Below are 24,001 nucleotides of genomic sequence, written 5' to 3'. Positions count from 1 at the left end.
CCTCCGGTCGGCTTCCTTTGAAGAAGGTTTCCAAATCATGCGTCATCGCAACAAGGGGCGTCGGTTCAACCGCTCCAGCTCGCATCGGAAAGCGATGCTGTCGAACCTCTGCAACGCGCTGATCAAGCACGAGCAGATAAAGACCACACTGCCGAAGGCGAAGGACCTGCGTCCGGTTGTCGAGAAGCTGGTGACCCTGGCCAAGCGGGGTGGTCTGCACGCCCGCCGTCAGGCCTATGCCCAACTGCCGGAAGAGAAGGTGGTGGCGAAGCTGTTCGACGAGCTGGCCGGTCGCTACGCGGATCGTTCGGGCGGTTACACCCGCATCATCAAGGCCGGTTTCCGTTATGGCGACGCCGCGCCGATGGCGATCATCGAATTCGTTGACCGTGACACGGACGCCAAGGGCACGGACAGTGGTCCGGTCCAGGGTGACGACGAGGATGATTTCGAGGACGCCGCCTGATCAGGCCAGTCCGGTTCCGCAGACGCGGTGCCACTGAGATGTCAGAATGGGGCGGTCCGGTTGACGGATCGCCCCATTTTCGTTTCCACCAGCACGCTGGAGTCGATCCATGCGCAAGATCCTGTTCATGCCCCTGCTGGCTTTCGCGGTGACCGTGGCGGTCGCCTCGGCCTCCGCCCAGACGGTTCCGCAGGACCGTGCTGCGCTGACCCAGAGCTTCGCGCCGCTGGTGGAGCAGGTGGCACCGGCGGTGGTGAACATCTACGCCAAGCGCATGGTACGGCAGCGCGCCAATCCCCTGTTCGATGATCCCTTCTTTGGTCGTTTCTTCGGTGACGTGTTCCGGCGCAACCGCCCGAAGGAGGAACGCTCCCTCGGGTCCGGCGTGATCATGGATGGGGCGGGGCTGGTGGTGACCAACCATCATGTCGTGGCGGATGCGGAGGACATCACGGTTGTCCTCAACGACCGGCGGGAGTTCGAGGCACGGCTGGTGCTGTCGGACGAGGATACGGATCTCGCCGTGCTCTCGATCGAACCGGAGGGCGGAGATCTGCCGTTCCTGCGGGTGCGGTCGTCCGACACCATTCGGGTGGGCGATATCGTGCTGGCCATCGGCAATCCGTTCGGTGTCGGCCAGACCGTGACCAGCGGCATCATTTCCGGTCTGGCCCGCAGTCACGTGACCGATTCCGGTGGGCCGCAGTCATTCATCCAGACCGATGCGGCGGTCAATCCGGGCAATTCGGGCGGGGCGCTGGTCGGCATCGACGGGCTGCTGGTCGGGGTCAATACCGCGATCTTTTCCCGGTCGGGGGGCAGCCATGGTGTCGGCTTTGCCATTCCGGCCGACCTGGTGGCGGCGGTCGTTCAGGCCGCACGCAATGGCACGGGACTGGTGCGGGCGTGGGTCGGTATGGAAGGGCAGGATCTGACGGCTGACCTGGCCCAGGGCATCGGGCGGGCGAGGCCAGGCGGCGTGCTGGTCGCGGATCTCTATCCGGGCGGCGCGGCAGAGCGTGCCGGACTGCGTCAGGGCGACGTGGTGCTGCGGGTCGACGGGCGCGCGGTCCGTGATCCGGCAGAGATGCAGTTTCGCATCGCGACCCTGCCAATCGGGGGGGAGGTCGATCTGACGGTCTGGCGGCGTGGTGAGACACTGTCGCTTGCCCTGCCGCTGGAGGCCGCGCCGGAGGACCCGCCACGGGACGTCGTGGATCTGTCGGGCAGCCATCCGCTGCAGGGGGCGAAGGTAGGCAACATGTCGCCGGCCTTTGCGCTGGAACTGGATCTGGACCCGATGCAGCGCGGGGTGATCATCCTTGGCGTGCGCCGGGGTGCGCCCGTCTCGCGCTTCGACTTCCGGCCCGGCGATATCATCCGCAGTGTCAACGGACGGCCGGTCGAGCGCACCCGTGGACTGGACCGTCGGCTGGCCGACGAGCCGGAGCAATGGGTCATCGATGTCCTGCGCGCCGGTCGCGCCCATCAGGTCCGTGCCAGGCGGAATTCATGACCGGTTCCCTGTTCGAGGCGGCGGGCGTTGATGACGGCATTCCCCGACCCCTGGCAGACCGTCTGCGGCCGCAGTCGCTGGAACAGGTCGTAGGGCAGGATCATCTGCTGACGGGGGAGGGACCCATCGCCCGCATGGCCGCGCAGCGCCGTCCGGGGGCGGTGATTCTCTGGGGCCCGCCGGGAACCGGCAAGACCACCATCGCACGGCTGCTGGCCGGTTCGGTCGATATGGAGTTCGTGCAACTGTCCGCCGTGTTCTCTGGCGTCGCCGACCTGCGGAAGGCCTTTGATCAGGCGCGGGCCCGGCGCAGCGACGGACGCGGCACCCTGTTGTTCGTTGACGAGATCCATCGGTTCAACCGCGCGCAGCAGGACGGATTCCTGCCGGTGGTGGAGGACGGGACCATCGTGCTGATCGGCGCGACGACCGAGAATCCGTCGTTCGAGCTCAATCCCGCGCTGCTGTCGCGCTGTCAGGTGCTGGTATTGCGGCGGCATGATGATGCGGCGCTGGAGGCTTTGCTGACCCGGGCGGAAGCCCTGATGGAAGCGCCATTGCCACTCACCGCGGACGGGCGGCTGACACTGAAGGCCATGGCGGACGGAGATGGCCGCTATCTGCTCAACCTGGCGGAGGAACTCTACCGTCTGGCGCCCCCGTCACCGCTTGAACCGTCGGAACTGGCGGAGGCGCTGCAACGCCGCGCGCCGATCTACGACAAGGGGCAGGAGAGCCACTACAATCTGATCAGTGCCCTGCACAAGTCGCTGCGCGGGTCGGACTGCGACGCGGCGCTCTACTGGCTGGCGCGGATGCTGGCGGGGGGCGAGGACCCGCTGTTCATCGCCCGGCGTCTGGTCCGCTTCGCCTCGGAGGACATCGGGCTGGCGGATCCGGAGGCGCTGCACCAGGCGCTCGCCGCCAAGGCGGCCTATGATTTCGTCGGCTCGCCGGAGGGGGAACTGGCACTGGCGCAGGCGGTGCTCTACCTCGGTACGGCGCCGAAATCGAACGCCGCCTATGTCGCCATGAAACAGGCGCAGAAGGCCGCGCGCGCCACCGGCTCCCTGTCGCCGCCGATGCATATCCTGAACGCGCCGACGGGCATGATGAAGGATCTGGGGTATGGCAAGGGCTATGCCTATGACCATGATCAGGAAGACGGCTTCTCGGGTCAGAACTATTTCCCCGATGACATGCCGCGACAACAGTTCTACCAGCCTGTGGAACGCGGCTTCGAGCGCGAGGTGGGCAAGCGCCTGGCCTACTGGAACAGGATCCGTGACCGCCGCGCGGGGGAGAGTGAATGATGTCACCAGGCCTGATCGTCGCGATTGCGCTGGGTGGCGCGGTGGGGGCCGTGGTGCGCTACGGTGTGGTGCAGACCACGTTGCGGCTCTGGGGTACGGGTTTCCCGGTGGGCACGCTGGTGGTCAATATCGTCGGCAGTCTGGCGATGGGACTGGCCGTGGAATGGCTGACCGCACGCGGCATGTCCGATGCCTGGCGTGGATTTCTGACCGTTGGCCTGCTGGGCGCCCTGACCACCTTCTCCACCTTCTCGCTGGATGTGGCCCTGTTGCATGGGCGGGGTGAGATGGCGCTGGCGGCGCTGTATGTGATGCTGTCGGTGTGCCTGTCCGTGGGCGCGCTGTTTCTTGGATTGTGGCTTGGGCGGGGGATGTTTGCATGAGTGGTGTTCGCCATGAACGTGTGGGCCGTGACGAGGACGGCATGCGCATCGATCGCTGGTTCCGCAGCCGCTTCCCCGATGTGACCCAGGGACGGGTGCAGAAGATGCTGCGCAAGGGCGAGATCCGTCTCGACGGCGGACGGGTCAAGGCCGACACGCGGGTTGCCGCGGGACAGCAGGTGCGCGTGCCGCCACTGGCGCCCATGCCGCGTGCCGACCGCAAGCCACAGACCCGGCCCGTCACATGGACCGAGTCGGAAGCACGGGATCTGCAGAACCTGGTCATCTATCGCGACCGGGAGGTGCTGGTGATCAACAAGCCAGCCGGACTGGCCGTGCAGGGGGGCAGTGGCATCAGCCGTCATCTGGATGGCATGCTGCCCGCGCTGACCTTCGACGCCGACGAGACGCCGCGTCTGGTGCACCGGCTGGACCGGGATACCTCCGGCGTGCTGGTGCTGGCCCGTACCCGTCAGGCGGCGCAATGGCTGACCCGCGCCTTTCGCGACCGGGCCACCGTCAAGACCTACTGGGCCATCTGCATCGGCGCGCCACGACCTGCGGAGGGAACCATCGATCTGCCCCTGCTGAAGGAAGGGGGCAATTTCGGCGAACGGGTGGAGGCGGTGCCGGAGGGCGGGCAGCGTGCCATCACCCAGTACATGACTGTCGCACATGCCGCGAAACGTGCCGCCTGGCTGGCCATGCGCCCCGTGACCGGGCGGACGCATCAGCTTCGGGTCCACGCAACGGAGATCGGGCACCCGATCATCGGCGACGGCAAGTACGGCGGTGCCGATGCGCACCCAGGCGGCTTCGATGGCCAGCTTCATCTGCATGCCCGCCGACTGGAACTGCGACGCCCCGACGGGCGCATGCTGGACGTCACCGCCGATCCGTCACGGCACATGCTGAATGCCATGGATCTGCTGGGGTTCGACGTGAACGACATTGCCGCGGACATCATCTGGCCGGACGCCTGATTCCAAACCGTCACATGACCGTGTTAACGGATTGCTTGCCCCGGGAGTGGTCCAACCGGTCTCGGGCACTGTAGAAATTCCGTCTGAACTGCTGGAGTTGATCCTCATGCGTCGTCGCGGTTTCCTGATCGGAGCGCCCCTGGTTGCCGTCATGCTGCTGCTCACGGGATGCAGCCTGTTCACCTCCCTGCCCGAGAAGACCAGCACGGCGGAGCGGATTGCCGGTTTGCCTACTGCGGGCCTGGATCTGCAGCGGCCGGTGGAGGTGCGCTGGAACAGCCACATGGTGCCGTGGATCACGGCGGAGACCGATGATGACGCCGCCTATGCGCTGGGTCTGGTACACGCCCATCTCAGGCTCGGCCAGATGGAGATCGCGCGCAGGCTGGCCGCCGGTCGCCTGTCGGAGATCGGCGGCGTCCTGGCCGCCGACATCGACGAGACCATCCGCATCATTGGCTACTACCGGGGAACCCGGGAAGCCTTCGCGCAGTTGCCGGAACCGACCCGACGCTGGCTGCAGCGCTTCACGGACGGTATCAACGCCTATCTGGCTCAACTGACCGATCTGCCGCACGAATACAAGCTGTTCGCCTTCGAGCCGGAACCCTGGACTGTCTATGACGTGATGGCATTTGGTCGGCTCGCGGGGTCAGACGTGAACTGGCTCACGGGGATCGGCATGCTGGCTCTCAGCGACCGGCCCGACTGGCCCGATATCTGGGCGCAGGCGATGGCGTTCAACGGTGGTGCGGTGCCAAGCGTGGCGGTCGGTGGCGCGGCGGAGGAACGGCAGAATGCGGCGCGTCTGGCAACGATGCTGGACATGATCGGTGCCCATGCCCGCAGCGGCTCCAATGCCTGGGCCGTCAGCGGTGAGAGATCGGCAAGTGGCAAGCCTGTGCTGGCCACCGATCCCCATCTGGGTATCCTTGCCCCGAACGTCTGGATTCTGGCCGGGCTCAAGTCGCCGGGTCATGAGGTCGTGGGCATGATGCCCGCCGGCCTGCCGGTATTCGGGCTGGGACGCAGCCAGCATCTTGCGTGGGGCGCGACCAACCTGCGTGCCCGATCCAGTGATCTGGTTGATGTGACCGACCTGCCGGATAGTGCCTACGGGATCGAGCAGGAAACGGTCAGGATCCGCTTCGGCTTCGACCGTGATGTGGAGCGCAGGGTCTCGCCCTATGGTCCCCTGATCACCGACAGCCCGCTGGTGAACGATCCGAAGGGGCGCCGTATTGCCCTGCGCTGGATCGGGCATCTGCCGTCCGATGAACTGACGGCCTACATCGCTGGCGCACAGGCGACCAGCATCGCGGAGTTCCGTGCGGCCTTTGCCGACTATGCGGTACCTGGCCTGGCCTTCGTGGTGGCCTCGGCCGATGGCGACATTGCGATAGGTACCGCGGCCAGACTGCCGGTCCGCCCGCTGGACATACCGCGCGACCTGGTGCTGCCCGTTCCGGTCGAAGGGGCGGACCCCTGGGACCGCGTGCTCGGGGCCGCCGACCTGCCGTGGATCGTCAATCCGGCCCGGGGCTATGTTGCCTCCGCCAACAATCCGACCGCGATTGCCTCCATTCCCCTGACCATGTTCGATACGCCGCCTGACCGGATCACCCGGCTGAACGCGCGTCTGGCCGCCGCGACAGCCGTCGATCGCGACTTCATGGCGGAACTGCAGCGCGATACCTATTCCATGTCGGCGGTATTCCTGCGCGATGCCATCGTGGAGGCCGCCCTGGCGGCTGGCATGGCCGAGCAACTGCCGGCGCGGATGGTTGCCTGGGATGGTCAGTACACGGTGGATTCCGAGGGCGCGCTGCTGTTGGAGGCGATGCAGGCGACCCTGGCCCCGAACGTCTATGACACGCTGGATGAAGCGGACGTCTTCGATGTGGTCAGCCGCTGGTCCTGGTTCCGCTACAAGCTGGCGGCGGACATTCGCCGCCTTTCAGCGGAACAGGTTCGGGCCATCATGCCCGCGGCACTGGACGCCGCCGCGAAGGCGGATACGGAATTCGGTGAGTGGGGACAGATGCATCGCCTGCAACTGCGTCATCCGCTGGCCAATGCACCGGTGCTTGGCGGTCGCTATGTCTTTGCCGACGTGCCCTCCGGCGGATCGAACGAGACAGTCATGAAGTCGGCGCACAGTCCGACGACCGAACGCCATCCGGCGAGCTATGGCAGCCAGGCGCGACAGATCAACGACATGGCGGATCCGGACGCGAACTGGTTCGTGCTTCTGGGGGGTCAGGATGGCTGGATGAATGCGGAAGCCTTCGCCGACCAGTTGCCGCTCTGGCAGCGGGGCGAGTACATCCGGATCCCGTTGACCCGTCCGGCGGTGGAGGCCGATTTCGACCGGGTCACCGTGCTGCGCCCGTCCAGCCGGTAAGCGCGCGTCACCCGATCCGTCGGAACGGGTGGGCGCGGTAGACGCCGAGTTCGCGCACGGTGGTCGAGTAGTAGCGCAGTTCGTCCAGGGCCCGGGCGACGGCAACGTCCGAGACATGTCCCTCGATCTCCGCGTAGAACTGCGCCACCGTGAAGCTCATGTCGGTGATGTAGCTCTCCAGCTTCACCACATTGATGCCATTGGTCGCAAAGCCGCCCAGTCCCTTGTAGAGCGCGGCGGGCACGCTGCGCACCTGGAACACCAGGCTGGTGATCGCGGGCTCGTCCGGCGGTGAATCCATGCGCTGGCGGGACATGATGACGAAACGGGTGGTATTGCCTATCCGGTCCTCGATGCGGCTGCGCAGCGGCTTCAGGCCGTAGATCTCGGCTGCCAGGGAGGAGGCGATGGCAGCTTCCTCGGGGTTGTTGCGTTCCGCCACTTCCTGCGCGGAACCGGCTGTGTCGGCGGCCACCACGGCTTCGATTCCCAGTTCACGGATGATGTCCCGGCACTGGGCCAGCGCCTGTTCGTGGCTGTAGACGCGCTTGACGCTCTCCAGCGTCGCGCCTTCCGGGGCCAGCAGCATGTGCTGCACGCTCTGGAAGTGTTCGCCGATGATGTAGAGGCCGGAGTTGGGCAGCAGGTGATGAATGTCGGCCACGCGCCCGCCCAGGCTGTTCTCGATCGGGATCATCCCGACATCGACCGTCCCGGACTTCACCGCGTCGAAGGCGGCGTCGAATGTCTTGCAGGCCACGGCCTCCGCATTCGGAAACACTTCCCGGCAGGCCAGGTTGGAATAGGCACCGGGGACGCCCTGGAAGGCGACCGTCTTGGGCGAAACCTGCATGTTCATGGGACTGTGTTTCCTGTCGGGTCGGGAAGTGATTCGGCTGGTCGGGGTGAGGGGGGTGAAACTCGGCTCGCGGTCCGGCCCGCGCGGCCGGTTTCAGGCGCGGCGGCTGGCAAACAGGGCCCGCATCCGCGCCAGATCCTCTGGTGTATCGACCCCGAACGGAATTGTCTGCACCCTTGCGGCATCAATGCGCATGCCGTTCTCAAGCGCCCGCAGCTGTTCCAGCTTCTCGCGCTGTTCCAGCGGGCTGGGCGGCAGGGCGACGAAACGCTGGAGTGCTGCCCTGCGGTAGGCATAGAGGCCGATGTGGTGCCAGTAGGGACCGTCGCCACCGGGCGCGCGCAGGCGCGTGAACCAGAGCGCGCGGGCAATGTCCTGCCCGGCATCGAAGGCTGTCACGACCTTCACGGCATTGGGGTCGTCCACCTCAGCCGGGTCATCGATCTCCGCCACCAGGGTGCCGATATCGACTGCGCTGTCCGCCTGCAGGGGCGCGAGCACGGCGCGGATGGTTTCGGCGTCCAGGGCCGGCAGATCGCCCTGCAGGTTGATGATCGCGTCGTGTGACCCGTCCGGGTCGGCACGGTTCAGGGCCTCGAAGATGCGGTCGGAGCCGGACGGGTGTGCCGGGTCGGTCAGCACCGCCGTACCGCCTGCGTCCTGCACGACGTCGCAGACTTCCCTTTCCGCCGCGGCCACCACCACGGGGCCCAGATCCGCCTCCTGCCCCCGGCGGAGAACCTGCACGATCATGGGCACGCCTTCGATCTCCGCCAGCGGTTTGCCGGGCAGACGGGTGGAGGCCATGCGGGCGGGTATGATCAGGATCGGGCGCATGGCATTGTCATCTTCCGGGTGGGGCCTAGGGTCTATGCGGCGTTTGACCGCATCATTCCGAGGGGGGGCGAAAGGGTATCACCAGACACGTATCGTTGTGGCCCTGCGAGGGGACGCACGATCACTGGCGCCGCCTGATTGGCATCCAGAAAACCGGAAGGATCGAGCCGTGAAATTCGACATGTTTGAGTTCAACAAGATTGCGGGCGCAGTCCTGTTCACCGTCCTGATCGGCTTTGGTGTGTCGGAGCTTTCCGGCATCCTGATCCACCCTGCCGGTCACAGCGACACTGTCGCCTATCCGGTCCCCGATATCCCGGAGAGTGGCGCGGTCGCTGCGGAAGCCGCTGACGAGCCTGCGGTATCCATCGGCACGCTGCTGGCCAGCGCCGACGCCGCCAAGGGCGAGAAGGTCTTCAAGAAGTGCGCCGCCTGCCACACCATCGACGATGGCGGTCCCAACAAGGTCGGCCCGAACCTGCATGGCATCCTGGACCGTGACATCGGTTCCATCGGCGGCTTTGCCTATTCGGCGGATCTGGCGGAGCTGGAAGGCAACTGGACCTATGAGTCGCTGAATGAGTTCCTGACCAAGCCGAAGGATTTCGCGTCCGGCACCAAGATGGCCTTCGCGGGCATCAAGAAGGATATCGATCGCGCCGACCTGATCCTCTACATGCGTGCGCAGGGTGACGCCGACACGCCGCTGCCGGCCGAGTGATCACGACATCTTCTCCGATACCGGTAGCTGACCCTGAACTGATCGCGTTCGCGCACGATCTTGCGGATCGTGCGGGCGCGGTCATCCGGCCGCTGTTTCGTCAGCCACTGGACGTCGACACCAAGTCCGATGCCAGCCCGGTGACGATTGCCGATCGCGGGGCCGAGGCGGCGATCCGGGAACTGATCAACGACCGCTACCCGGAGCATGGCATCCTGGGGGAGGAGTTCGGTGCGGAACGCGCGGACGCCGACTGGGTCTGGCATCTGGACCCGATCGACGGCACCAAGTCCTTCATCTGCGGCTCTGCCCAGTTCGCGACCCTGATCGCGCTGGCCTGGCGCGGGGAGCCGGTGATCGGCATCATCGACCAGCCGATCCAGCGGGAACGCTGGGTGGGGGTGACGGGCAAGCCGACCCTGTTCAACGGCAAGCCCGTGCAGACCCGCGAATGCGCCGGGATAGACCAGGCGACCTTCTTCTCCTGGGGCGCGGAATGTTTCGAAGGCGACCGCGGTGCCGCGCTCTGGCGGCTGGCGGAGGGGACTGCGCTGCGACGCTACAGCGCCGATGCCTATGCCTATGGTCTGCTGGCGCTGGGCTTCGTCGACATCGTGGCGGAGAACGACCTGAAGCCGCATGACTATCTGGCCCTTGCCCCCGTCGTGAATGGTGCCGGTGGCCGCATCACCGACTGGGAAGGCAACCCGATTCGGTTCGGAACCGGTGCCGAGACGGTGGCCGTCGGTGACCCCGCGCTGCATGCGGAAGTGATCGCCCGCCTGAAAGGTTGACGCGATCACGGTTGCGCGTCTTTCGCCCCGTGCCCAACTCTGGTCATAATGAAACGGCAAGCCGCTGTGACTGGCGTGAACAGATGGAGGATGATGCCGGTGAAGCTTTCGGGTTCGAAGACCATTCTGGGTGCCGTGCTGCTGCTGGCCGCGATCGGCATCAATGCCGGGTCTGCGCTGGCGGAGAATGTCGAGAAGACCCATGCACTGTCGCTGCTGGGCGAACCGCAGTATCCGCCGGGCTTCGATCATCTGAGCTTCGTGAACCCTGACGCGCCGAAGGGCGGCACGCTGCGTCTCAGTGCCTTCGGCGGCTTCGATTCCCTCAATCCCTACATTCCGAAGGGCAATGCGGCCAGTGCCGCCGCGCAGGCCATCGAGACCCTGATGGACACGCATCTGGGTGAGCCCTCCGCGGAGTACGGGCTGATCGCCGAAACGGTTGAAGTGCCGGAGGATGACTCCTGGGTCATCTTCAACCTGCGGGAGGAAGCGCGCTTCCACGACGGGTCGCCGATTACCGCCGAGGACGTGGTCTTCAGTTTCGAGCGGCTGCAGGAGGAAGGCGAGCCCTTCTACCGCTACTATTACCGCAACGTCGTCAGCCACGAGATCCTTGGTCCCCGTCGGGTGAAGTTCACCTTCTCCAGTGCCGGAAACCGGGAGCTGCCGCAGATCATGGGGCAGTTGCCGGTGATGTCGAAGGCCTGGTGGTCGACCCGCGAATTCGGGGCCACGACGCTGGAGGCCCCCATGGGGTCCGGCCCCTACCGCGTCTCCGAAGTGGAACCGAACCGCCGCGTCGTTCTGGAGCGGGTCCCCGACTACTGGGGCCGCGACCTGGGCTTGGCGAAGGGGCGCTACAACTTCGACCGTATCCAGTACGAATATTTCGCTGACCGCACCGCGCTGCTGGAGGCGTTCAAGGCCAATGTCTACGACTTCCGCTCGGAGAACAGCTCGAAGGACTGGGCCACGGGCTACGACTTCCCGGCCCGCAAGGACGGGCGCGTGAAGCTGGAACTGGTGCCCCACAATCGCCCCACCGGCATGCAGGGCTTCATCTACAACCTGCGCCGCCCGTTGTTTCAGGACCCGGCGCTGCGGCAGGCGCTGGCCTATGCCTTCGATTTCGAATGGGCCAACCAGAACCTGTTCTTCGGACAGTATACCCGCACCCAGAGCTTCTATTCGAACACGGAGCTTGCCTCGACCGGCCTGCCATCGCCGGAGGAACTGAAGCTGCTGGAGCCGCTGCGGGGCCAGATCCCGGATGCGGTCTTCACGGAAACCTACGAGGCCCCGTCGACCGAGGGGCGGGGCGGATTGCGCAGCAACCTGCGGGAGGCCAACCGGACCCTGAAACAGGCCGGCTACCTCATTCGCGACGGCAAGCTGATCGACCCGGCAACCGACGCGCCGGTGACCTTCGAGATCCTGCTGATCGATCCGGGTTTCGAGCGGATCGTGCTGCCCTTCACGCAGAACCTTGCCCGACTGGGTGTCGATGCAACGGTGCGTGTCATCGATTCGGCGCAGTACCAGAACCGGCTGCGCGCCTTCGAGTTCGACATGGTTGTCGGCACCTTGCCGCAATCGGCCAGTCCGGGAAATGAACAGCGGGATTTCTTCGGCTCTGCCGCGGCGGAGCGGGAAGGCAGCCGCAACCTGATGGGGCTGAAGTCGGAGGCGGTGGACAAGCTGATCGAGCATGTGATCTTCGCCGATAGCCGCGAATCCCTGATCACCGCCACCCGCGCCCTCGACCGTGTGCTGCTGCATTCGCATCTGGTGATCCCGCAATGGCATATCTCCGCCAGCCGGATCGCCTATTGGGACAAGTTCGGCAGGCCGGACACCAACCCGTCCTACGGTGTCGATATCTTCTCCTGGTGGGTGGACCCGGAGAAGGCAGCAAGGATCGGGGGCAAGGCACAGTGAGGTGCACCGTGAGGCGCACCGTGCCCGTACTGGCGGCATGCGCGCTGGCACTGCTGGTCCTGCTGCCGTGGGGGCAGGCGGTTTCCGAACCGCGTCACGGGATCTCCGTCTTCGGCAAGCTGAAGTACGGACCGGATTTCCGGCACTTCGACTGGGCCGATCCGGCGGCACCGAAGGGCGGACTCCTGCGCATCCGCGACCTCGGTACCTTCGACACGGTCAACCTCTACATCCTGAAGGGGCGGCGCCCGAGTGCCATCCAGCTGCACGAGATCCGGCTGCACGAGCGGCTGATGGTGCGGTCCTATGACGAGCCGGATGCGCATTATGCACTGGTGGCCAAGACCGTGGATGTGGCGGAAGACGGGCGGACAGCGACGTTTCAGCTCGACGCGCGGGCCCGGTTCCACGATGGCAGCCCGATCCGCGCCGAGGATGTTGTCTGGAGCCTGAACACGATCCGCGACAAGGGCCATCCGGTACTGCGCAGCGTCTTCGCCAAGGCGACGGCGGAAGTGCTTGCACCAGACAGGGTCCGTTTCAGTTTCGCACCGGGGGCGCCCCGCGACCTGGCGGTCCGCGTTGCAGGTGACCTGCCGATCCTTTCGGCGAACTACTACGCGACTCACGACTTCACCGAGACCACGCTGGATCCGCCGCTCGGCTCCGGTCCCTATCGGATCAGCAAGGTGCGTTCCGGCAGCAGCATCGAGGTGGAGCGTGTCGCGGACTACTGGGCTGCCGATCTGCCGGTCAATCGGGGCCTGTGGAACTTCGACACCATCCGCGTCGACTACTACCAGGACCGCACCTCCGCCCTGCTTGCCTTCTTTGCCGATGAATATGACTTCCGGGAGGAGTTCACGTCCAAGAGCTGGGCCACCGAATATGACGACAAGCAGCCGGTGCAGGACGGTCGGATCGAACGGCTGACCCTGTCCGACGGTCGCCCGTCGGGCGCGCAGGGCTGGTTCCTGAACCTGCGCCGCGACCGCTTCGCCGACCCGAGGGTGCGCAAGGCGCTGGACCTGGCGTTCGATTTCGAATGGACCAACAGGAACATCTTCTACGGCCTCTACAAGCGGACCGGGTCGGTGTTCGAGAATTCGGAACTGGCGCAGGACGGTCCGCCGTCGGCGGCGGAACTGGCCCTGCTGGAACCCCTGCGCGGGCAGGTGCCGGACGGCGTTTTCGGAGATGCCTATGCGAGTGCATCGACCGAGGCGAAGGGCGGTATCCGCGGACAGTTGCGCCAGGCCGGTCGTCTGCTGAAACAGGCCGGCTGGGAAATACGGGACGGGGTGCTGGTGGACGCGAAGGGGGAACCCTTCGCACTCGAATTCCTGATGTACCAGCCTTCCTTCGAGCGGGTGATCGGTCCCTACGTGAAGAATCTGGAGCGGCTGGGCATCCGCGCGACCATGCGCTTCGTCGATGCGGCGCAGTATGTGGAACGGGTGAAGGCCTTCGATTTCGATCTGGTCACGGCACGCTTTTCACCACCGGAGACGCCGGGGGCGGAACTCTACAGCTTCTGGGGCAGTGCTCAGACCGATGTGCCGGGCTCCAACAACTACGCCGGAGTCAGGGACCCGGCGGTGGATGCCCTGATCGAGGATGTGCTGTCCGCGCCTGACCGCCCGGCCCTGCTGGCCGCGACACGGGCGCTGGACCGGGTGATCATGTGGAACAGCTACATCATTCCCCAGTGGTACAAGGGGGAGCACAATCTGGCCTATTGGGACCGCTTCGGTCGCCCCGCCGCGCCGAAACCCGATTACCATCGCGGCGTGGTGAACAGCTGGTGGTTCGACGCCGACAGGGCCCGCCGGACCGGGGGCAGGAATGGCGGCTGACCTGCTATCCGCGAGAGCCATGTCTGACACTGCGCGTCTGGACCTGAACCGCCCGGCAGGAGCCGCCCGTCCATGATCGCCTATATCGTCCGCCGCCTGCTGTTGATGATCCCGACCCTGTTCGTGATCCTGCTGATCAATTTCGCCATCATCCAGTTCGCCCCCGGCGGACCCGTGGAGCAGGTGATCGCGGAGATTCAGGGAACGGCGGTCGGTGCGGGCGCAAGGCTGACGGGCTCGGGAGGTGGCGAGGTTTCGGGCGGCGGCCAGCCAGGTTCCGGCGTTCAGGACAGCAGCTATCGCGGCGCCCAGGGGCTGGACCCGGAATTCATCAAGGAACTGGAGGCCCAGTTCGGCTTCGACAAGCCGCTGCACGAACGCTTCCTGCAGATGGTCGGCAACTATCTGGTCTTCGATTTCGGCGAGAGCTATTTCCGTGACGAGACCGTGGTAAGTCTGGTGCTCGACAAGATGCCGGTGTCGATCTCGCTCGGCGTCTGGACGTTCCTGATCGCCTATCTGATCTCGATCCCGCTGGGCATCCGCAAGGCAGTGTCCGACGGCTCGCGCTTCGACATCTGGACCTCGACCGTCGTCATCATCGGCTATGCGATTCCGGCCTTCCTGTTCGCGGTGCTGCTGATCGTGCTCTTCGCGGGCGGATCGTACTGGCAGATCTTCCCGCTGCGCGGTCTGGTGTCTGAGAATTTCGCCGACCTGGCCTGGTACGAACAGGTGATCGACTATTTCTGGCACATCGCGCTGCCGGTGACGGCGCTGACCGTGGGTGCCTTCGCCAACCTGACGATGCTGACCAAGAACTCGTTCCTGGACCAGATCAACCTGCAATACGTGCAGACCGCGCGGGCCAAGGGCCTGACGGAGAATCGGGTGCTCTACGGCCATGTGTTCCGCAATGCGATGCTGATCGTCATCGCCGGTTTCCCGTCCGCCTTCATCGGCATGCTGTTCACCGGCACCTTCTTCATCGAGGTCTTCTTCAGTCTCGACGGGATCGGCAGGCTGGGCTTCGAGAGCATCGTCAACCGGGACTATCCGGTCGTCTTCGGCACGCTCTACGCCTTCACGCTGATGGGGCTGGTGATGACCCTGCTGCGCGACATCACCTACGCCTTCGTCGATCCACGCATTGATTTCGAGGGCCATGATGTCTGAGTCCGTCCGTATTCAGCCGGTGGAGCCTCTCTTCGGACACGGTCGCCCGCTTTCTTCCCCCCTTGCGGGGGAAGTGGCCGCGCAGCGGTCGATGGGGGGTGAAGCCGCAGGCTGCGGCACGGTGGATGGATCGTTGCGGTTCGGCCATGCCGACTCACCCCCATCCCGGCCTTCCCCCATCAAGGGGGAAGGGGAGTTCGGACTGTCCCGACGAATCGGTTCCCGCGTGCGACTGCCCGACCCGACCTCGGGGAGGGCGTCATGAAGATTTCTCCCCTCAACAAGCGACGGTTCCAGAACTTCCGGCGCAACCGGCGTGGCTATGTGGCGACGGTCCTGTTCTTCATGATCTTCACGGTCACGCTGTTCGCGGAACTGATCGCCAACGACAAGCCGCTGCTGCTGTCGCATGACGGCGAGCTCTATGTACCCTTCCTCGTTGCCTATCCGGAGACCCGGTTCGGCGGCGATTTCGAGACGGAGGCCGACTACCGCGACCCGTTCCTGGAGGAACTGATCGCGGAGAAGGACGGCTGGATGCTCTGGGCGCCGATCCGCTATTCCTACGACACCATCAACTATGATCTGCCGGTCCCGGCCCCTGCGCCACCATCGGCGGAGAACTGGCTGGGTACGGATGACCAGGGCCGCGACGTGCTGGCGCGCGTGATCTACGGCTATCGCCTGTCGGTACTGTTCGGGCTGATGCTGACGGTCCTTTCCAGCATCATCGGCGTCGCCGCCGGGGCCGTGCAGGGCTACTACGGCGGCTGGCTTGATCTGGTGGCGCAGCGTTTCATCGAGATCTGGGAGAGCATGCCGTTCTTCTTCATCATCCTGATCTTCTCGGCCCTGTTCGTGCCGGGATTCTGGACCCTGCTGAGCATATTGCTGATCTTCAGCTGGACCGCGCTGGTGGCGGTGGTGCGCGCCGAGTTCCTGCGGGCGCGGAATTTCGACTATGTGCAGGCGGCCAGGGCGCTGGGTGTCTCCAACGGTGTGATCATCTTCAAGCATCTGCTGCCCAATGCGATGGTTGCCACCATCACCTTCCTGCCCTTCGTGCTGACCGGCGGTATCACGGCGCTGACCGGTCTCGATACCCTGGGGCTCGGCCTGCCGCCCGGGTCGCCATCGCTGGGTGAACTGCTGGCACAGGGCAAGGCCAACCTGCAGGCCCCCTGGCTGGGCATCACCGCCTTCCTGGTGCTGTCGCTGATGCTGACCATGGCGATGTTCATGGCGGAAGCGGTGCGCGACGCCTTCGATCCGCGAAAGACGTTCAACTGATGGCGACGCAGGACAGATCAGACACCGCAGGACCGCTGCTGACGGTCGAGAGTCTGGCCGTCCGCTTCCATGCGGAGGGCGGGGATGTGGACGCCGTGCGCGGCGTCTCCTTCACCCTGGACCGGGGCGAGACCCTGGCCGTGGTGGGGGAGAGCGGCTCCGGCAAGTCGGTGACCGCGCTTTCGGTGATGCAGTTGCTGCCCTATCCCCGGGCCTCCCACCCCACCGGATCAATCCGGCTGGGATCGGACGAACTGGTGGGGGCGCCGGACGTCTTCATGCGCTCCATGCGCGGGCGACGCATCTCGATGATCTTCCAGGAGCCGCTTTCGGCCCTGAACCCGCTGCACAATGTCGAGAAGCAGGTGGCGGAGGTGCTGATCCAGCATCAGGGCATGACGAAGACGGCCGCGCGGGCGCGGGTGCTTGAACTGCTCGATCTCGTGGGCATTCCCGACCCCGAAAGCCGGCTGGACGACTACCCGCACCAGCTTTCGGGCGGGCAGCGGCAGCGTGTGATGATCGCGATGGCACTGGCCAACGAACCTGACCTGCTGATCGCCGATGAGCCGACGACGGCGCTTGATGTCACCATCCAGGCGCAGATCCTGGAGCTGCTGAAGGACCTGCAGCTGCGTCTGGGGATGGCCATCCTGTTCATCACCCATGATCTCGGCATCGTCCGGCGCATGGCCGACAGGGTTGCCGTCATGACACGGGGCGAGATCGTGGAGGCCGGTCCGACCGCGCAGGTCATGGACGATCCGCAGCATGACTACACGAAGATGTTGCTGGCGGCGGAGCCGAAGGGACGGCCCGAACGCTCCGGGGAAGTGCCGCCCCCGCTGCTCCGGACCGAGAACCTGAAGGTCTGGTTCCCGATCCGGCGTGGCGTCTTCCGCCGCACCGTCGGCCACGTGAAGGCGGTGGACGGCATCGACATAGACCTGGCAGAGGGCCGCACGGTCGGTGTGGTCGGCGAGTCCGGTTCCGGCAAGACCACGCTGGGGCAGGCCATCCTGCGTCTGATCCGCTCCGACGGCGCCATCAGCTTCGACGGGGAGCGTATCGACCAGCGAGGCTACAAGGCCATGCGCCCGCTGCGCCGCCAGATGCAGGTCGTGTTTCAGGACCCCTATGGTTCCCTCAGTCCGCGCCTTTCCGTCGGTGACATCATCGAGGAAGGGCTGCTGGTCCATGGACTGGTGGGAAAGGAAGCATCACGCCGCGACGTGATCGCCGCCGCGCTGGAGGAAGTCGGGCTGGAGGGGGCGATGCAGGACCGCTATCCGCACGAGTTCTCCGGCGGCCAGCGGCAGCGGATCGCCATCGCCCGCGCCATCGCCCTGAAACCGCGCTTCATCGTGCTGGATGAGCCGACCTCGGCGCTGGACATGTCGGTACAGGCGCAGATCGTCGATCTGCTGCGTGACCTGCAGGACCGCTACAACCTGGCCTACCTGTTCATCTCCCATGACCTGAAGGTCGTGCGTGCGCTCTCGGACGAGGTAGTGGTGATGAAGGACGGCAAGGTCGTCGAACGCGGCCCGGCGCAGCGCATCTTCGACAGTCCGGAGCAGGACTACACGAAGGCCCTGCTCGCCGCCGCCTTCGAACACCGGATGATCGGGGACGGGTAGCGGTCCTATCGCCCGAACAGCATCCGCTTCAGCCGACCGAACAGGGAGTCCTGTCGCCTGTCGAGCCGTTCCATGGTCTCGAAGGTCGTCTCGACGATGGTCCGGGTGTTGAACCGGGCTTCCCTGACGGTCTCGTTCTCGGGAAACCTCTCGCGCAGCACACCGAGATCACGGAGCCAGGTCCGCGCAAGGTTCTCGCCGTAGGTGAGAACGGAGAGACCCAGCATCTGCAGCGCCATGGCCAGCGTGGACGCGTGCTTCTCCGAAACGCTTTCCGCATCCCCGACCAGGCTCTTGAGCCGTTCGAACGTGGCCACGGCCTGCGTCGGGTCATCCGTTTTCGTCTCGGCTTCGATACGGAACACGATCAGATTGTACCAGTGATCCTCCAGTTCCCCATCGTCCGGGAACTGCCCGTGCAGCTTGCCGAGTTCGTCATCCAGTTGTGCAGCGGTTTCAGGTGAGTAGTCGCCGACCTCCCGCACCATCGCCATGGCGCACAGTGCCGCCACGGTGCGCCACATGGGCTGCTCCGGTACCTGTCGGCTCATCTCCAGGGCAGCCATGCACAGCATTCCCGCCAGATCGACGTCAACTGGCAGCACATCCTGCAGGACGTGAAAGCAGTCGCCTGGCGTCTGTGTATCCTCCGGGTCCGGCTGTGCCGCGCCCTGCAGGCAGTCGTTGATGTGCACGATGAACGCCTTGGCATTCTCGATGCGTTCGTCTGTCCCCGCTTCCGCCATGAATGTTGCCTCCCGGGCCAATCTGACATGCAATTCAGGGTTTATGAAAATTCTTCCCTACATCCTTTCAGTCTTGCCCTGCGGGTGCAACGTCTTGACCCGTCGGGCGGGGGTGGCCAAAAGGGACCGCACCCTTGGAGGACCGAGCGATGACGACACTGCTGTTCTATTCCGATTCCGATGACATCGGATCGCGCGAGGACTGGTGGCGCGACACGGTGGCGGAGCACATGCCGGAACTGGAATTCCGGGTCTGGCCGGATGCCGGTGACCTGGCGGAGATCGACTACGCGCTGGTCTGGAAGCCGGAGCCGGGTCTGCTGGCCAGCCTGCCGAACCTGAAGGCGATCCTGTCGCTGGGGGCCGGTGTGGACCACATCTTCGCGGATCCCGAACTGCCGCAGGGCGTGCCGATCAGCCGGGTGGTGAACGAGAACATGGCGCTGCGGATGCGGGAGTGGGTGCTGCTGCACGTGCTGTCGCACCACCGCCGCCAGCGTGAATACAACCAGCTTCAGCGCGCGCGGGTCTGGCGCGATCTGGAACAGCCGCACGCCGGCGAACGCTCTGTCGGGGTGATGGGTCTGGGCGAACTCGGCGGCGATTCCGCGCGGCACCTGGCTGCCATCGGCTTCGACGTGATCGGCTGGTCACGCAGCCCGCGCGACGTGCCGGGCGTGCGCACGTTCCATGGTCGCGACGGGCTGAAGGCCTTTCTGGCTGAAACCGACATCCTGGTTTCCGTGCTGCCGCTGACGCCGGAGACCACCAACATGATCAATGCCGACTTCCTGTCGCGTCTGCCGCGTGGTGCATCCTTCATCAATGCGGGGCGCGGACAGCAGGTGGTGGAGGCGGACCTGCTTGCTGCGCTGGACAGCGGCCAGATTTCGGAGGCGACGCTGGACGTGTGCCAGACGGAGCCGCTGCCGGTCACCGATCCGCTCTGGACCCATCCACGGGTTACCGTGACCCCGCACATTGCCGCCTTCACCGACCCGCGCGCTCTGGTGCGGCAGGTGGTGGAGGACATTCGCCGTGTGGAGCGTGGCGCGGAGGTCACCAACCCCGTCGATCCGGCCCGGGGGTACTGAGACGTGGCGGCGTTCAGCATCCGGCGTGCGACTCCCGCAGATGCCGAGGCGCTGGTGATCATGGCCAACGATTTCGATGCGGAGGACATGGGCGCGGAGACGCTGCGCCCGTTCACCGTGGCCAATGTGACCCGCGACATGATCGGGCCGGGCGCGACCCTGACCACCAATGTGGCGGTGGCCGGTGACCGGCTGGCCGGGTTCACCAATCACCTGCCATCCTATCGCTTCGAGTCAGCCGAGCCGGCGATCTGGCTGGAGAGCCTCTACGTGGTGCCGGATTTCCGGCGCGCAGGCGTCGCCCGTGCCCTGATGGCAGCCGTCGCGGCGGATGCCATTGCCCGCGACGTGGCGGCGATCTACTGGGGCGTGCGCATGGTCAACGACGGCGGCAAGGGTTTCTACCGTTCCATCGACGCGCAGAGCGAGAAGGCAGAGATACTGGCGCTCTTCCGCGATCAGATTGCCGCGCTGACCACCTGACGCGGGATCAGAACTTCACCCGGCACGGCGGGACCGGCAGGCCCGCGACGCCGATTTCCGTGCGGAAGATGGTGCCGCTCCTGTCATCGGGGCCGCCGACGGAGCCGGTGACGACATACAGATCCTTCAGACCCTCACCGCCGAAGGCGGCGCTTGTCACCATGGGCAAGGGGCAGGGCAGGCTTTCGCGCAGGGTGCCGTCCGGTTCATAGACGTCGACGCGCCCGCCGTGGGCGACCGCAACGACCACCGCCCCGTCCTCCGCCACGCACAGCCCGTCCGGGTGACCATCGTCGTAGCTGGCAAAGGTCTGCCAGTCACCGACCTGCCCGTCGTCCACGTCATAGACGCGCACGATGTTGGCACGCGCGTCCGAGTGGTAGAGCCTGCGGCCGTCGGGGCTGAAACCCATGCCGTTGGTCAGCAGGATACCGTCCGAAACCGTCCTGACCTTGCCGTCGAGATCAATGACATGCAGGTGTCCGGGTTTCTCCGGCTGATCGGAAAAGACCACATACCCGAGGGAGCCGACATAGAGCCGTCCTGCGGCGTCGGTGGTGAAGTCGTTGAAGCCGATGGCCGATTCCGTCACGTCCTGGTCGAGCAGCACGACCGACCGACCGTCGCCCAGGCCCTTGAAACATATGTTGCGCCCGCCGACGACAATACCGCCGTCGGCGTGTTCGACCATGCCGCCGATGCCCTTGCGGTGTTCGATGACATCAGTGACCAGACTGTTGGCGTCCAGCGCATAGACGCCACCATTCAGCACATCGCTGAACAGCAGTCCCCGTCCTTCGATCCACAGGGGACCCTCGATCAGGCCATAGCCGGTAACGATCTTTTCCATTGGCGTATCCTCCTGCACCAAGCATGGGAGTTGCACCGCAACCGTGCAAGCCGACGCAGCGCAGGTCTGGCATCCAGAAGAACCGTTGGATGGCACATGCAGCGGTCGCCGCATCCCGTGACAGGCTGATCAGGTTTGTCTATTGAAAGCGCGAGAACGAGGGGAGGAACCGATGAACGAACTGGACTTCAAGGACCGCCGTGTGCTGATCACGGGGGGCACCAACGGCATGGGCAACGCCATGGCCCATGCCTTCCGCGCGCGGGGCGCTGCCGTCACGGTGACAGGCACGAAACCGGCTGAATCCTACGATACCGATCTGCACGGTCTGGACGTGCGCCAGTTCGATGCCGGTGATCCGGAGCAGGTGGCGCGGCTGGTGGCATCGATCGAGAAGCTGGACGTGCTGATCAACAATGGCGGCATGGTGCTCTATCGCGGCAAGGAGTTCGAGGCGGAGGGCTTTCAGCGCGTGCTGGACGTCAACCTGACCGGCGTCATGGGGCTCTGCACCGGCTTCCGGCCCAAACTGGCGCTGCGCAAGGGCTGCATCATCAACGTCTCGTCGCTGGCGGCCTTCAGCGCCGTGCGGGGCAATCCGGCCTATGGCGCCTCGAAGGCCGGGCTGGTCGCCCTGACCAAGACCCTCGCCGTGGCCTGGGCGCGCGACGGAATCCGGGTCAACGGCATCGCACCGGGCTTCGTGAAGACCAACATCACCCAGGTCAGTCAGGACAACGACCAGATATCCGATGCCATCGTGCAGAAGACCCCGGCGGGCCGTTGGGGTGAGCCAGAGGACATGGTCGGTCCGGCCCTGTTCCTCGCCTCATCGCAACTTTCCGGTTTCATGACCGGTCAGACGCTGATCGCGGACGGCGGCTACAGCCTGCAGGCCTGACGCGGCGCTTTCGCCTCAGCCGGTCTTCAGTTTGACCGGGTGTCCATGGGGCGTGCTGCGATAGGCGCGGACCCAGTCCTGCGCGCGCAGGTCCAGCGCCTCCGGCGTGGCAAGTGCCTTTGTCGTCACCAGGGACTCCAGCGCCGCGAGCCAGTGCCGGTAATAGGTATTGCCGAGGTCGGGATCGCCCGCCGCCTGCGCCGCGCTGATCTGCTGGCTCAGCGTGGTCGCCCATTCGTCCCAGGTGAAGTGGCCGGCCGCATGCAGTTCCAGCGTGATGGCAAAGGCGCTGGCTTCCCAGGGTTCGCGGAAGACAGGTCCGTCGTCGTCCCGGGGCAGGTCCGGCAGGGCCTCCAGCGCGGGCAGTTGGTCTGGCGTGGTGGCAGGGGTCATGGCGCTTCCAGATAGGGTTCCCAGAGATCCACCATCACCGAGTCCTGCGCCGCCGCCTCCGGTCCCCAGAGGTCGCGGGCCATGAACTGCACGGTATAGAGATGTTCGCCGCGCCGGATGCCCCGCGCACTGTCGTCGGCAAAGACATGCCCACCATGCCACAGCACGATCTCGCCCACGTGGCCCCGGACATAGCGGGGAATGCGGGTGTGACCGATGGGGTTCATGTTGCGGGCCAGGACCAGATCGCCGACCTTGAACAGGGGGGCATTGTCGATGTCCATGCTGGTCGGGCCACCAGCGGAATAGACCTTGTCCACGGCTTCGGCATTCAGAACACGATAGCGGCCCGGTTCCGGCATCTGGCGGACGGTTGCGGTCTCAAGCTCTTCAGAGGTCAGCAAGCCCTTCTCGACAACCTGCCGAGTCAGGGCCTCGACCCATTTCTGGTAGTAGCTGGAGGAGGTATAGAGCGCGGGGTCGAGCGATTCGCGAACCGAGCGCGCCTCGTCGATCGACCATTGTCCCAGCGCACCACAGGCCAGGGTCAGCGCCAGTGCCTTCCGCTCCCATGGTTCATGGAACAGCGGCTCTGACTCCTCCGGTTCCGGGTTGATGGCACCAAAGGCGTGCATCCCGCCCATGTCGTGCGGGCCGTTCATGCCGCGGCTCCGGTGGCGGGGCGGGCCTTCTCCACACCGATCATGGAATTGCGGCTGACAAGCGGGATGAGCTGCTCAATCGTCCAGCCTTCCGTTCCCTCCGGCCGTTCGGGCAGGACCAGGAACCGCACCTCGGAGGTCGAGTCCCAGACCTTCACCTCCACATCCTCATCCAGCATCGTGCCGAACTCCGCCAGCACCCCGCGCGGATCGATCACCGCGCGGCTGCGGTAGGGGGAGGACTTGTACCAGGCCGGTGGCAGGCCCAGCACCGGCCACGGGTAGCAGGAGCAGAGCGTGCAGACGACGAGATTGTGCAGCTTCGGCCCGTTCTCCACCACCACCATGTGCTCCCCCTGGCGGCCGGTATAGTCCAGCTCCGCAATGGCGGCTGTGGCGTCGGCGCGCAGGCGTTCCAGATAGTCCGGGTCGGTCCAGGCGCGGGCGACCACATGGGCGCCATTGCGTGGTCCTACGCGATTCTCGTAGCGGTCGACGATGACATCCAGGGCCTTCGGATCGACCAGCCCCTTCTCCACCAGCAGGGATTCCAGCGCCTGCACGCGCAGCGCCATCTCCGACGGCGGCTCCGTCATTTCGTCACCATGATGATCGTGTGCCATTGCAAACCCCCGTGTCCAAGGCGGAACGGGCGAAGCTTGCCACGGACGCCGCCCGGTGTCAGCCTCCGGC

23 protein-coding genes are annotated in these 24,001 nt (G+C 65.5%); 16 read left to right on the top strand and 7 right to left on the bottom strand.

The window, feature by feature from the left end; genetic code table 11:
• The first annotated feature begins 37 nt into the window (after nt 1-37).
• From rplQ to QGV55_RS13800, 6 genes are all read left to right on the top strand, one after another.
• Entirely contained in the window at nt 38-466 is a 429-nt protein-coding gene (gene rplQ / locus QGV55_RS13825; protein ID WP_281016200.1) for a 50S ribosomal protein L17, read from the top strand.
• A 109-nt stretch (nt 467-575) separates the two neighbouring features.
• Complete coding sequence (locus tag QGV55_RS13820; protein ID WP_281016201.1) at nt 576-1,982, top strand: Do family serine endopeptidase; 1,407 nt, start codon at nt 576-578, stop codon at nt 1,980-1,982.
• Nucleotides 1,979-3,295 carry a replication-associated recombination protein A gene (locus tag QGV55_RS13815; RefSeq protein WP_281016202.1) on the top strand — a complete coding sequence of 439 codons (1,317 nt, stop codon included), beginning with the start codon at nt 1,979-1,981 and terminating at the stop codon, nt 3,293-3,295. The genes QGV55_RS13820 and QGV55_RS13815 overlap by 4 nt, the downstream gene beginning before the upstream one ends.
• Entirely contained in the window at nt 3,292-3,678 is a 387-nt protein-coding gene (gene crcB / locus QGV55_RS13810) for a fluoride efflux transporter CrcB (RefSeq protein WP_281016203.1), read from the top strand. Before QGV55_RS13815 ends, crcB begins: the two co-directional genes overlap by 4 nt.
• On the top strand, nt 3,675-4,661 hold the full coding sequence (locus QGV55_RS13805; protein ID WP_281016204.1) for an RluA family pseudouridine synthase: 987 nt from the start codon (nt 3,675-3,677) through the stop codon (nt 4,659-4,661). The genes crcB and QGV55_RS13805 overlap by 4 nt, the downstream gene beginning before the upstream one ends.
• 106 nt (nt 4,662-4,767) lie before the next feature.
• On the top strand, nt 4,768-7,065 hold the full coding sequence (locus tag QGV55_RS13800; protein WP_281016205.1) for a penicillin acylase family protein: 2,298 nt from the start codon (nt 4,768-4,770) through the stop codon (nt 7,063-7,065).
• Nucleotides 7,066-7,072: 7 nt separating this feature from the next.
• Here the strand turns inward: QGV55_RS13800 and QGV55_RS13795 are convergent, their stop codons facing one another.
• Nucleotides 7,073-7,924, bottom strand: coding sequence for a prephenate dehydratase (locus QGV55_RS13795; protein ID WP_281016206.1), 852 nt, complete (start codon nt 7,922-7,924; stop codon nt 7,073-7,075).
• Between the two features lie 93 nt (nt 7,925-8,017).
• Nucleotides 8,018-8,761 carry a 3-deoxy-manno-octulosonate cytidylyltransferase gene (locus QGV55_RS13790; protein ID WP_281016207.1) on the bottom strand — a complete coding sequence of 248 codons (744 nt, stop codon included), beginning with the start codon at nt 8,759-8,761 and terminating at the stop codon, nt 8,018-8,020.
• A 169-nt stretch (nt 8,762-8,930) separates the two neighbouring features.
• Here QGV55_RS13790 and QGV55_RS13785 point away from each other — a divergent pair, with 169 nt between their 5' ends.
• The 7 genes from QGV55_RS13785 (at nt 8,931) to QGV55_RS13755 (ending at nt 18,179) form a co-directional block, all read left to right on the top strand.
• The gene (locus QGV55_RS13785) at nt 8,931-9,482 is read left to right on the top strand and encodes a cytochrome c family protein (RefSeq protein ID WP_281023611.1); all 552 of its coding nucleotides are present in this window, start codon (nt 8,931-8,933) and stop codon (nt 9,480-9,482) included.
• A complete protein-coding gene (locus QGV55_RS13780; RefSeq protein ID WP_281016209.1) occupies nt 9,479-10,276 on the top strand; it encodes an inositol monophosphatase family protein in 798 nt (265 codons plus the stop codon). Before QGV55_RS13785 ends, QGV55_RS13780 begins: the two co-directional genes overlap by 4 nt.
• Nucleotides 10,277-10,375: 99 nt before the next feature.
• A complete protein-coding gene (locus QGV55_RS13775) occupies nt 10,376-12,217 on the top strand; it encodes an extracellular solute-binding protein (protein ID WP_281016210.1) in 1,842 nt (613 codons plus the stop codon).
• A gap of 8 nt (nt 12,218-12,225) precedes the next feature.
• Complete coding sequence (locus QGV55_RS13770) at nt 12,226-14,073, top strand: extracellular solute-binding protein (RefSeq protein ID WP_281016211.1); 1,848 nt, start codon at nt 12,226-12,228, stop codon at nt 14,071-14,073.
• Nucleotides 14,074-14,145: 72 nt separating this feature from the next.
• Nucleotides 14,146-15,249, top strand: coding sequence for a microcin C ABC transporter permease YejB (locus QGV55_RS13765; protein WP_281016212.1), 1,104 nt, complete (start codon nt 14,146-14,148; stop codon nt 15,247-15,249).
• Between the two features lie 261 nt (nt 15,250-15,510).
• Nucleotides 15,511-16,539 (top strand): ABC transporter permease, encoded by a 1,029-nt coding sequence (locus QGV55_RS13760; RefSeq protein ID WP_281016213.1) that lies wholly within the window; start codon nt 15,511-15,513, stop codon nt 16,537-16,539.
• Complete coding sequence (locus QGV55_RS13755; protein ID WP_281016214.1) at nt 16,539-18,179, top strand: ABC transporter ATP-binding protein; 1,641 nt, start codon at nt 16,539-16,541, stop codon at nt 18,177-18,179. Before QGV55_RS13760 ends, QGV55_RS13755 begins: the two co-directional genes overlap by 1 nt.
• 5 nt (nt 18,180-18,184) lie before the next feature.
• Here QGV55_RS13755 and QGV55_RS13750 read toward each other — a convergent pair whose 3' ends face one another.
• Complete coding sequence (locus QGV55_RS13750) at nt 18,185-18,925, bottom strand: hypothetical protein (protein WP_281016215.1); 741 nt, start codon at nt 18,923-18,925, stop codon at nt 18,185-18,187.
• 149 nt (nt 18,926-19,074) lie between these two features.
• On the opposite strand from QGV55_RS13750, the gene QGV55_RS13745 reads away from it, so the two are divergent.
• Both QGV55_RS13745 and QGV55_RS13740 read left to right on the top strand, forming a co-directional pair.
• The gene (locus QGV55_RS13745) at nt 19,075-20,019 is read left to right on the top strand and encodes a glyoxylate/hydroxypyruvate reductase A (protein ID WP_281016216.1); all 945 of its coding nucleotides are present in this window, start codon (nt 19,075-19,077) and stop codon (nt 20,017-20,019) included.
• Nucleotides 20,020-20,022: 3 nt separating this feature from the next.
• Nucleotides 20,023-20,502, top strand: coding sequence for a GNAT family N-acetyltransferase (locus QGV55_RS13740; RefSeq protein WP_281016217.1), 480 nt, complete (start codon nt 20,023-20,025; stop codon nt 20,500-20,502).
• Nucleotides 20,503-20,509: 7 nt separating this feature from the next.
• Here the strand turns inward: QGV55_RS13740 and QGV55_RS13735 are convergent, their stop codons facing one another.
• On the bottom strand, nt 20,510-21,352 hold the full coding sequence (locus QGV55_RS13735) for an SMP-30/gluconolactonase/LRE family protein (protein WP_281016218.1): 843 nt from the start codon (nt 21,350-21,352) through the stop codon (nt 20,510-20,512).
• 172 nt (nt 21,353-21,524) lie between these two features.
• Between QGV55_RS13735 and QGV55_RS13730 the strand changes: the two genes are divergently transcribed.
• Nucleotides 21,525-22,253: an SDR family oxidoreductase gene (locus QGV55_RS13730; protein ID WP_281016219.1), complete on the top strand. Its 729-nt coding sequence runs from the start codon at nt 21,525-21,527 to the stop codon at nt 22,251-22,253.
• 15 nt (nt 22,254-22,268) lie between these two features.
• On the opposite strand, the gene QGV55_RS13725 is transcribed toward QGV55_RS13730, so the two are convergent.
• From QGV55_RS13725 to nthA, 3 genes are read right to left on the bottom strand one after another with little or no spacing between them, the layout of a single operon-like run.
• Nucleotides 22,269-22,646 carry a nitrile hydratase accessory protein gene (locus QGV55_RS13725; RefSeq protein ID WP_281016220.1) on the bottom strand — a complete coding sequence of 126 codons (378 nt, stop codon included), beginning with the start codon at nt 22,644-22,646 and terminating at the stop codon, nt 22,269-22,271.
• A complete protein-coding gene (nthB, locus tag QGV55_RS13720; protein ID WP_281016221.1) occupies nt 22,643-23,308 on the bottom strand; it encodes a nitrile hydratase subunit beta in 666 nt (221 codons plus the stop codon). The genes QGV55_RS13725 and nthB overlap by 4 nt, the downstream gene beginning before the upstream one ends.
• The gene (nthA, locus tag QGV55_RS13715; protein WP_281016222.1) at nt 23,305-23,931 is read right to left on the bottom strand and encodes a nitrile hydratase subunit alpha; all 627 of its coding nucleotides are present in this window, start codon (nt 23,929-23,931) and stop codon (nt 23,305-23,307) included. Before nthA ends, nthB begins: the two co-directional genes overlap by 4 nt.
• Between the last annotated feature and the right edge of the window lie 70 nt (nt 23,932-24,001).

Source organism: Minwuia sp. IMCC3009, from assembly GCF_029909415.1.
In the GTDB taxonomy this organism is placed as follows: Bacteria; Pseudomonadota; Alphaproteobacteria; order Minwuiales; family Minwuiaceae; genus Minwuia.
Note: the sequence above shows the minus strand (reverse complement) of the source record. Positions and strands in the feature narration are given on the sequence as shown.